This window comes from Streptomyces litmocidini (assembly GCF_014649755.1).
In the GTDB taxonomy this organism is placed as follows: domain Bacteria; phylum Actinomycetota; class Actinomycetes; order Streptomycetales; family Streptomycetaceae; genus Streptomyces; species Streptomyces litmocidini.
Genome location: NZ_BMTQ01000069.1, coordinates 1 through 976 on the forward strand (window position 1 = coordinate 1; position 976 = coordinate 976).

A 976-nucleotide genomic window follows, 5' to 3' on the forward strand; every position below is an offset into this window, starting at 1 on the left:
TATTTTAAATTTAAATAATATTCATATAAAAAAAAAATATATATATATATATATATATATAAAAGATAAGATCAAAAAATTTTATAAATAATTAAAGAAAATAATAAAAATAAATAAAATAAAATGGCATTTAGAAAAACAAATCCTTATTTATCATTAGTAAATAGTTATATGATAGATAGTCCTCAACCAAGTTCTATAAATTATTGATGAAATTTAGGAAGTTTATTAGGTTTATGTTTAGTAATACAAATAGCTAGTGGTATTTTTTTAGCAATGCATTATAGTTCTAATATAGAATTAGCTTTTAATTCAGTAGAACACATAATGAGAGATGTTAATGCAGGTTGATTAATAAGATATATACATGCTAATGGAGCTTCATTCTTCTTTATATGTTTATATTTACATATAGGAAAAGCTTTATATTATGGAAGTTATAAATCACCTAGAATTATATTATGATCAGTAGGAGTAATTATATTTGTTTTAACAATGGCAACAGCCTTTATGGGTTACACTAATAACAATAGCCCAAAATCATATAATAATTTATATAAATTAAATAATAATAATTTTATACAAAAAAGATATATTAGTTATAATAATAAAGAAATTCTAAAAAAAGATATAACAAAACCAGAAGATTTATTTAAAGAAATATGTATAGAACCAGAAATTTGATGAGAAGATTTAAATAATGGAGAAATTAAAGAAAATATAAGAAAAGAATTAAAAAATAAAAGTGGTATTTATATAATAATATGTAAAATATCTAAAAATTATTATATAGGATCAGCACAAACTAATAATTTATATAAAAGATTTCATAATCATTTATTAATAAATTCAAAACAAGGAAGTAAATTAGTACAAAAATCCGTAGAAAAATATGGTTTAAATAATTTTATATTTGCTATATTAGAATATTATCCTTATGAAGTTAATAAATATAATAATGAAGAATTATTAGCAT

General features: G+C 18.3%; 2 protein-coding genes and 1 pseudogene. All 3 read left to right on the top strand.

The features are described from left to right. Positions 1 to 225: 225 nt before the first annotated feature. Positions 226 to 465: pseudogene (locus IE180_RS37940) on the top strand (hypothetical protein); the annotation flags it as partial. A 30-nt stretch (positions 466 to 495) separates the two neighbouring features. Next, positions 496 to 684 (top strand): hypothetical protein, encoded by a 189-nt coding sequence (locus IE180_RS37945; protein WP_189409865.1) that lies wholly within the window; start codon positions 496 to 498, stop codon positions 682 to 684. Positions 685 to 750: 66 nt separating this feature from the next. Continuing rightward, positions 751 to 976, top strand: a 226-nt coding sequence (locus IE180_RS37950) for a GIY-YIG nuclease family protein (protein ID WP_506005109.1), incomplete at its 3' end; no start/stop codon positions are given.